Source organism: bacterium (assembly GCA_035295165.1).
Lineage (GTDB): Bacteria > Sysuimicrobiota > Sysuimicrobiia > Sysuimicrobiales > Segetimicrobiaceae > JAJPIA01.
In genome coordinates this window covers 45,926-54,083 of the sequence record DATGJN010000003.1, presented here as the reverse complement: position 1 = coordinate 54,083, position 8,158 = coordinate 45,926, and the positions used below count along the sequence as shown (strand labels likewise).

Annotated in this window: 8 protein-coding genes; 7 read left to right on the top strand and 1 reads right to left on the bottom strand. The window is 69.4% G+C overall.

The window, feature by feature from the left end:
* The 6 genes from coxB to VKZ50_00510 all read left to right on the top strand — a co-directional run.
* On the top strand, positions 1 to 923 hold a 923-nt coding region (coxB, locus tag VKZ50_00535), incomplete at its 5' end, for a cytochrome c oxidase subunit II (protein HLJ58201.1).
* A complete protein-coding gene (gene ctaD / locus VKZ50_00530) occupies positions 920 to 3,160 on the top strand; it encodes a cytochrome c oxidase subunit I (GenBank protein HLJ58200.1) in 2,241 nt (746 codons plus the stop codon). The genes coxB and ctaD, both read left to right, overlap by 4 nt.
* The gene (locus VKZ50_00525) at positions 3,157 to 4,011 is read left to right on the top strand and encodes a cytochrome c oxidase assembly protein (protein HLJ58199.1); all 855 of its coding nucleotides are present in this window, start codon (positions 3,157 to 3,159) and stop codon (positions 4,009 to 4,011) included. Before ctaD ends, VKZ50_00525 begins: the two co-directional genes overlap by 4 nt.
* Positions 4,001 to 4,270, top strand: coding sequence for a hypothetical protein (locus tag VKZ50_00520; GenBank protein HLJ58198.1), 270 nt, complete (start codon positions 4,001 to 4,003; stop codon positions 4,268 to 4,270). The genes VKZ50_00525 and VKZ50_00520 overlap by 11 nt, the downstream gene beginning before the upstream one ends.
* Positions 4,263 to 4,796: a Rieske 2Fe-2S domain-containing protein gene (locus VKZ50_00515; GenBank protein ID HLJ58197.1), complete on the top strand. Its 534-nt coding sequence runs from the start codon at positions 4,263 to 4,265 to the stop codon at positions 4,794 to 4,796. Before VKZ50_00520 ends, VKZ50_00515 begins: the two co-directional genes overlap by 8 nt.
* Positions 4,797 to 4,803: 7 nt before the next feature.
* Positions 4,804 to 6,201 carry a cytochrome b N-terminal domain-containing protein gene (locus VKZ50_00510; protein HLJ58196.1) on the top strand — a complete coding sequence of 466 codons (1,398 nt, stop codon included), beginning with the start codon at positions 4,804 to 4,806 and terminating at the stop codon, positions 6,199 to 6,201.
* Between the two features lie 52 nt (positions 6,202 to 6,253).
* Here VKZ50_00510 and VKZ50_00505 read toward each other — a convergent pair whose 3' ends face one another.
* Positions 6,254 to 6,943 carry a CBS domain-containing protein gene (locus tag VKZ50_00505; protein HLJ58195.1) on the bottom strand — a complete coding sequence of 230 codons (690 nt, stop codon included), beginning with the start codon at positions 6,941 to 6,943 and terminating at the stop codon, positions 6,254 to 6,256.
* Positions 6,944 to 7,321: 378 nt separating this feature from the next.
* Between VKZ50_00505 and VKZ50_00500 the strand changes: the two genes are divergently transcribed.
* Positions 7,322 to 7,756: a universal stress protein gene (locus tag VKZ50_00500; protein HLJ58194.1), complete on the top strand. Its 435-nt coding sequence runs from the start codon at positions 7,322 to 7,324 to the stop codon at positions 7,754 to 7,756.
* Positions 7,757 to 8,158 lie beyond the last annotated feature (402 nt).

The following is an 8,158-nucleotide window of genomic DNA, read 5'->3' as shown; positions in this document are numbered from 1 at the left end:
GCCCGATGCCGATGAGCTCGCCGTTCAACGCAGCATCGCCCCAAGCCCTGGCCATCAAGTCCCTCTTCCTGTTCGTCCTCTGGCTCGGCTTGGGCGTGTTCGTCATCGTTGCGGGGCTCGTGCTCACCGCGGCGATCCGGTTCCGCGCGCGCGCGGGCGGCTCGGAGGCGCCCCAGGAAGAGGGGCGGCCCAAGTGGGAGATCGTATGGACCGGGGCGGCGGCGCTGCTGCTGGCTGTCATCCTCATCCCCACGATCGCCGTGATGCGGACGGCGGATCCCGCCCGGGGCGCGCATGCGCCCGACCTGGTCGTGATCGGCCACCAATGGTGGTGGGAGATCCGGTATCCCGCATCCGGGGTCGTGACCGCCAACGAGGTGCACATCCCCACCGGACGGCCGCTGCTGGTGCGGTTGATATCGGCGGACGTGATCCACGACTTCTGGGTGCCGCAGCTCGCGCGCAAAGAGGATCTCACCCCCGGATACCCGGCCGCGATCTGGCTCGAGGCGAATGCGCCGGGGACGTATCTCGGCGCGTGCGTCGAGTTCTGCGGCGTTCAGCACGCGTGGATGCGGATCGCGGTGATCGCGCAGGCGCCGGGTGCGTTTGACGCGTGGCTGCGCGCGCGGCAGCAGCCGGCGGCGGCCCCGACCGCGCCCGACGCGGTCGCCGGGATGACGCTGTACCGCGCGCTGACCTGCGACAGCTGCCACGCCACCGGGGTCGCCGTGGGCCCCGAGCTGGTGCACGTGGCAACGCGCGCGACGCTCGCCGGCGGCCGGATCGTGAACACGCCGGAGACCCTGGCGCGCTGGATCGCCGATCCGAACGCGCTCAAGCCCGGGACGCTGATGCCGAACTTTCACCTGACCGGCGACCAGGTCCGGGATCTCGTCGCCTATCTGGAGACGCGCCGGTGAGCGACCTCTCGCTCCCGCGCGACGTCGCCGCGCCGGCGGCCGACGAGCCCGCCGCGGGGTGGTTCAGCTGGATCGCCTCGCTCGACCACAAACAGGTCGGGATCATGTACTTGATCGCGACGCTGATCTTCTTCCTGGCCGGCGGGGTGCAGGCGCTCCTCATCCGTACCCAGCTGATTCGCCCGGAAAACACGTTCCTCGGCCCGCAGGCGTTCAACGAGATCTTCACCATGCACGGCACGACGATGATCTTCCTCGTCGTCATGCCGATGCTGATCGGGTTCGCCACGTACATCGTGCCGCTCCAGGTCGGCGCTCGCGACATCGCGTTTCCTCGGATGAACGCGATGAGCTTCTGGTTCCTCGTGTTTGGGGGGCTGCTGCTGTACTACAGCTATCTCGCCGGCGGCGCGCCGGACGCGGGATGGTTCAGCTACGCGCCGCTCAGCGAGCGCCCGTTCAGCTCGACGAGCGGGGTGGACTACTGGGCGCTCGGCCTGCTCGCCACCGGGATCGGCACGATCACCGCGTCGATCAACTTGATGGTGACGATCCTGGCGCTCCGCGCGCCCGGCCTCAGCCTGACGCGCCTGCCGCTGTTCACGTGGATGGTGCTGGTCAACTCGGTGCTCATCCTCCTCGCGCTTCCGGTGTTGAACGGGTCGCTGTGCGAGTTGCTGATCGACCGGATCCTCAACGCCCACGTCTTCGCGCCGCAGGGCGGCGGCTCCGCGGTGTTGTGGCAGCACTACTTCTGGGCGTTCGGGCATCCGGAAGTGTACATCATGGTGCTGCCGGCGTTCGGCATCATCTCCGAGGTCATCCCGGTCTTCAGCGGCAAGCCGGTCTACGGGTACGAGTTCGTGGCCGCGTCGACCGCGGCGATCGCGTTCCTCAGCCTGGCGGTGTGGGCGCATCACATGTTCGCGGTGGGGCTCGGGTTCGCGACCGACGTGTTCTTTGCGGTCGCGAGCATGCTCATCGCCATCCCGACCGGCATCAAGATCCTAAACTGGTGCGCGACGCTGTGGCGGGGGTCCCTGCGCCTGACCACGGCGATGCTGTTCTGCCTCGCGTTTCTGGCGATGTTCACGATCGGGGGCATCACTGGCGTGAGCTTCACCGCCGTGCCCGTGGACTGGCAGGCGGAAGATACGTACTACGTCGTCGCCCACATGCACTACGTGCTCTTCGGCGGGACGGCGTTCGCGATGTTCGCCGGGTTCTACTACTGGGTGCCCAAGATGACCGGCCGGATGCTCGACGAGACGTGGGGGAAGTGGCACTTCTGGCTGATGCTGATCGGGTTCAACGTGACCTTCATGATCCAGCACGTCCTCGGGTTGATGGGGATGCCGCGTCGGGTGTATACGTACCCCGACCTGCCGTACTGGGGCGTGTTCAACTTGATCTCCACGATCGGGTCCTACATCCTCGCGCTCTCCGTGCTGGTGTTCATCTGGAACGTGCTCCAGAGCGTGCGCCGGGGCGAGCGGGCCGGCGACAATCCCTGGGGCGCGTGGAGTCTCGAGTGGGCGACCTCGTCGCCGCCGCCGGAGCACAACTTCGATCTTGTGCCGCCGGTGTGGGGCCGCCGGCCGCTGTGGGATCTGGCCCACCCGGAGGAGTCGCACCGACCGGCGTGGTGGCGGGAACTGGCGCAGCGCACGCGGGGACCCGCGATGCCCCCGGCGCAGATCGGGATGCTGCTGTTCATCGGGTCGGAGGCGACGTTCTTTCTCATCCTGATCATTTCGTACGTGTACTACCATCTCAACCCGTCGCCCGGCCCCACCGCGGCGCAGGTGCTCCACCCCGCCGCCGCGGGGCTCAACACCGCGTTCCTGATCGCGAGCAGCGTGACGCTCTGGTGGGGCATGCGCGAGCAGCGGCGGGGACGGCGGAGTGCCTTCATCGGTTGGCTGGGCGCGACGGTCGTGCTCGGGGCGCTCTTCCTGTTTGGGCAGGGGCAAGAGTGGCTGGGGCTGCTCCACGAGAACGTCACCGTGGCCCGGGACCTGTTCGGTGCGACGTTCTTCACCCTGACGGGGTTTCACGGGCTGCACGTGTTCCTGGGCTTGGTCCTCCTCGGGACGTTGTTCGTCCTGGCGCTGCTCGGCCAGTTTCGGGGGCCGACGTCGGTGGGCGTCGAGGTGGTCTCGCTGTACTGGCATTTCGTCGACGCCGTGTGGATCGTGCTCTACACCCTGATCTACGTCTGGGCGTTCGTCAAATGACGGTCTGGCGCGTGCTCGCCTCGACATGGTCGTGGGAGCCGTCGGCGGTGGCCGGGTGCGCCGTGCTCGCCGGCGCCTACCTGGGCCTGGCCGGCCGGGCCGCGCCGCGCCGGGCGGGGTGGTTTCTCGGCGGCGTCGCCGTTCTGCTGCTGGCGCTCAACTCCCCGCTCGATGGGCTCGGCGACCGGTATCTTTTTAGCGTGCACATGCTGCAGCACATGCTGCTCATGTTGGTGGTGCCGCCGCTGCTCCTGCTGGGCATCCCCCCGGAGTGGGCGCGCGCCGCGCTGCGGGTGCCCGCGCTCCGGCGCGCGGAGGGCGGCCTCGGGCACCCGGTCGCCGCCTGGGTGCTCGGCATCGGCACGATGTGCGCTTGGCACGTGCCCGTCCTGTACAACGCCGCGCTCGCGCACGGGCTGGTGCACGTCGCACAACACTTGAGCTTCCTCGTGACGAGCACGATCTTCTGGTGGCCGGTGTGCGCCCCGCTCGCGGAGGCGCGGCTGCCGGCGCTCGGCGCGGTCGTGTATCTCCTGGCCGCCGCGCTGGCGTCGAGCGGCCTGGGGATCGTCCTCACGTTTTCGCCGCCGGGGCTCTACCCGGCGTACCTGCACCCTGCGGACCCGCAGGGGCTGCTACCGACGATCCGCGGCGGGTGGGGACTGTCGCCCGCGGCGGACCAGCAGCTCGGTGGCCTGCTGATGTGGGTGCCGGGCGGGCTCGTGTACTTGTGCGCGATCCTCGGGACGCTCGGGCGCTGGTACCGCGAGGCGGACGCGGAGCCGTTCGGTGCCGTCGACCGCCCGACCGCGCCCGACCGGGGGCGCAAGGGGTCGCCGCGTGTCGCCTGAACGGCGCCGGGGCGGGGATGCGCGCGGCGCCGGGGCCGTCACGGGGATCGCCGTCGACCGCGAGGGATGGAACGTGCCCAAACCGGAGCATCTGCCCCGGCGGACGCCGTGGCCGATCGCGGCCGCGCTCGGCACCGTGTTCATCTTCTGGGGGGTGGTGACCTCGTACCTGATCTTTGCCGTCGGCGTCGGGGTCCTCTCGCTGGCCGTCGTCGGCTGGATCCGCGAGATCCGGCGTGAGGGGACGTCTCATGAGTGACCACACGACCGGCGCGGCGCGGCGCGACGGGCCCGAGGAGGTGCGCCGGCGCGAGTTCTTCTCGCGGCTGAGCCTCGTGCTCACCGCGTGGGCGGCCGCGATCGTCGCGATCCCGTTCGTGGGGTTTCTGGTCGCGCCCCTGTTCGAGCGGACCGCGCAGGTGTGGCGTGCGGTCGGTCCGGTCGACCGGTTCGCCGTGGGGACGACGTCCGAGGTCACGTTCGCCGACTCGTCGCCGCTGCCGTGGGCGGGCGTCGTCGCCAGGACGGCGGCGTGGCTGCGCCGGGACGGGGAACACCGCTTCATCGCGTTTTCCGTGAACTGCACCCATCTCGGCTGTCCGGTGCGGTGGTTGCCGGACGCCAACCTGTTCATGTGCCCGTGTCACGGCGGCGTCTACTATAACGACGGCACCGTGGCCGCCGGCCCGCCGCCGAAGCCGTTGCCGCAGTATCCGGTGCGCGTCCGCAACGGGCAGGTCGAGATCCTCACCAGCCCGCTGCCGATCACGACCACGGTGAAGTAGGCTGCCGATGGGGGTTGTGAGGCGCGCATGGGAAGCGATCGACGACCGCACCGGCCTGTCGAAGGTGATGGGTCCGGTGCTCCGGCACCCCGTGCCGTCGTCTGCGCGGTGGTACTACGTGTTCGGGAGCGCCACCCTGTTCGCGTTCCTCGTGCAGGTCGTCACCGGGATCGCGCTCGCGCTCGCGTACATCCCGTCCACATCGGACGCGTACCAGACGTTGCAGTTCATCACGCACCAGGCCCCGTTCGGCGGCGTGCTCCGCGGGATCCACTATTGGGGCGCGTCGGCGATGGTCTTCCTGATCGGCCTCCACATGGCGCGCACATTCCTGATGGGGGCGTACAAGTATCCTCGGGAAGCCAACTGGCTCACCGGGGTGGTGCTGTTCATGGTGACGATCGTCATCGCGTTCACGGGTCAGCTGCTGCGGTGGGACCAGACGGCCGTCTGGACGGTGGCGGTGGTGGCGGAGCAGGTGGGGCGGATCCCGTTCGTCGGCGAGGCGATCGCCCACTTCGTCCTCGCGGGCGACACGTGGGGCGGGCAGACGCTCAGCCGGTTCTTTGCGTTCCACGTCTTCTTCATCCCCGCGGTGATCTTCGTGTTCATCGGCGTGCACCTCTGGCTCGTGCTGCACCACGGCATCTCGGAGCCGCCGACGCCGGGCCGCCCGGTCGAGCCAAAGACCTACCGGGCGTGGTACCACGCGATGCTCGATCGGGAGGGCCGACCGTTCTGGCCGGACGCGGCGTGGCGCGACGTCGTCTTCGGTGTGGCGATGGTCACGGCGGTGGTGCTCGCCGCCGTGGTGTTCGGCGCGCCCGAGTTGGACAGGCCGCCCGACCCAACGGTGCTCCAGGCCGACCCCCGGCCCGATTGGTACCTGCTCTGGTACTTTGGCGCGCTTGCGCTGATCCCGCCCGATCTCGAGAACTACTTCATGATCCTCGGCCCGATGATCGCCGGCGTGGTGCTGTTGGTGATCCCGTTCGTCTCGAACCGTGGCGAACGGAGCCCCGCCCGGCGGCCGTGGGCGGTCGGCAGCGTGCTCGTGGTGTGTCTCATGATCGCGACGCTCTGGATCGCCGGCGCCAAGGCGCCGTGGTCGCCCGCGTTTGATGCCGCGCCGCTCACGTCTCGGGTCGTCGGCGCCTCCGGCGGACCGGTCGCGGTCGGGGCACGCCTGTTTCACGACAAGGGGTGCGAGGCCTGCCACGCGATCGCGGGGCGGGGCGGTCAGCGGGGTCCCGATCTCACCGACGTGGGCGACCGCCTCACGTCCGCGCAGATGACGTGGCGGATTCTCAACGGGGGCACGAACATGCCGGCGTTTGCGAACAACATCACGCCGCAGGAACTCGACGACGTCATCGCCTTCCTGCGATCCCGGACACGACGCTAGGCGGCCGAGTCCGGCGCCGTCGATCGCATCGGGTGGAGCAGCGTCGTCGCGCTCAGGCGGTGATCCGGCCGAGTGCGACGTCGTCGACGACGTAGGTGAAGTCGGCCGCCTGCACGCCGATGACGCCGTCCACCGCCCTGATCCACGTGACGGCCAGGTCGCGATCGCTGCGGCGCCCGATCTGTCCGGTCACCGCGACGACGCCGTCCGTGCAGGTGATCGTGAGCGCAGATGGGTCGATGCCCGCATCCTGCGCCAGGGAGCGGCGGACCTCGTTGACGATCTCCTCGTCGTCCCGCAGGAACACCGTGAGCACGTCGGCGCGGCTGACGATGCCGACGACGCGGCCGTCGCGGACGATCGGAATGCGGTTGACGCCGTGGGCGAGCATGAGGTGCACGAGCTCGCGCACGTGGGTGTCCTCGGTCGCGCTCAGGACGTTCTCCGTCATCAACTCCCCTGCGGTGGTCCCCGTCAGCTTTTGGTACTGGTCCACGCGGCGCTCGAGCCACAGGGACCGGCCGTGCCACGAGACGATCGGCGGGGTCGGTTGCGGCCGCTCCTCTTTGCGGAGGACGTCCGCCTCGGTAACGATGCCCACGAGCCGCCCCTCTTCGTCGGCGACTGGCAGCCCGCTGATGCCGAAGCGGACCATGAGCGTCACGACCTCTCGCACCGGCGTGTCCGGCGAGACGGTGACGGCCGGCGCGGACATGATCTCACGTGCTCTGAGGTTCCTCATCGAACGCCCCCCTCTAGTGCCCGGCGATCACTGGCCAGACCCCGGCGCGACTGCGAAGACGGGCAGTCTACTGCCTTGCCAGCCTCAGTATGGACCACGGCGACCGCCCAGCGCCATCGGTCCTCGAACCGACCTTGCGCCCGGCTGCCGATCGCGTCCGTCCGCGGCTGCGGGCACGTGTGGAGAATCGATCCTCGACCGGATCGTGAATCCCCGCCGGCCGTGGTACCCTGACTACGGTCCAGCGGACCCCGGGCGCGCGCCAGCGGACGAGGGGGTCGGCTCCGTGGTCGTCGTGAGGGATGGGGATGGGGCGCACGCCGACGAGCACAAGACACCGGACGCGTCCGAGAGGTGCACCCGAGGGAGGGGACATCGATGAAGTTGCTCGTCGCTACCGACGGATCCCCGCACGCGATCCGCGCCGCGGCGCTTGCCGCGCGTCTCGCCCGCGAACTCAGCAAGACCGAGGTGTTCCTGGTGACGGTCGGACACATCCCCACGTTCGCGATGGGCGGACCGGGGCCCGACGCCATGGTCGATCTCGAGATCGTGGAGCAGGGGCTCGAGCAGGCCGGCCAGGGCGTCCTCGAGCAGACGAAGCGTCAGTTCGAGGGCATCAGCGGGTCGGTGACCGCCGCGTACCGGACGGGCGACCCCTCGGCGGAGATCGTCAAGGCCGCCCAGGAGTTCGGGGCGGACATGATCATCCTGGGGAGCCGTGGACTCGGCCAGATCGGCGGGCTCATCCTCGGTAGCGTGAGCGAGCGCGTGTTGCACGCTGCGCATCTGCCGGTCCTCGTGGTCCGGTAGGGGCGGGCCGGCGGCGTTTCGTGGCTCGTCTGCGTTTGCGGTCCTCTCGGTGGAGGAGTGTGCGGCCCGTGGAATCTGCGCTGTACGGCGGGGAGCGGTGATACAAGGTGATACAAATGGAGAGCGCACCTGTGCAGCCGGTGCCGCCCCAAATGCTCCCTGCGGATCCCTCGCCGACGCGGCCGAAACGCTCTCCGGCTACGATGCTGCCGGCGTATCGCGGGACCGCAGCGGTCGGTTCGGCACGTCGCCGCGTGCGCTCCATGAGCAGTGTATCGCGGTGGACCCCGAATCGCCATCGGGTGCCGAGAGTATTTTGGCGGCGTACCTGGCGCCAACCAACGACAGGTACAGAGGGACTTGCGCGGGCGACGTGTAAGCCAAAGTGGGTACTGCATTCCT

Bases quoted from the DNA above. Each gene is read 5' to 3' on its own strand.
- VKZ50_00505 (HLJ58195.1), bottom strand. From the start codon at position 6,943: ATGAGGAACCTCAGAGCACGTGAGATCATGTCCGCGCCGGCCGTCACC.
- VKZ50_00515 (HLJ58197.1), top strand. From the start codon at position 4,263: ATGAGTGACCACACGACCGGCGCGGCGCGGCGCGACGGGCCCGAGGAG.
- VKZ50_00510 (HLJ58196.1), top strand. From the start codon at position 4,804: ATGGGGGTTGTGAGGCGCGCATGGGAAGCGATCGACGACCGCACCGGC.
- VKZ50_00525 (HLJ58199.1), top strand. From the start codon at position 3,157: ATGACGGTCTGGCGCGTGCTCGCCTCGACATGGTCGTGGGAGCCGTCG.
- VKZ50_00500 (HLJ58194.1), top strand. From the start codon at position 7,322: ATGAAGTTGCTCGTCGCTACCGACGGATCCCCGCACGCGATCCGCGCC.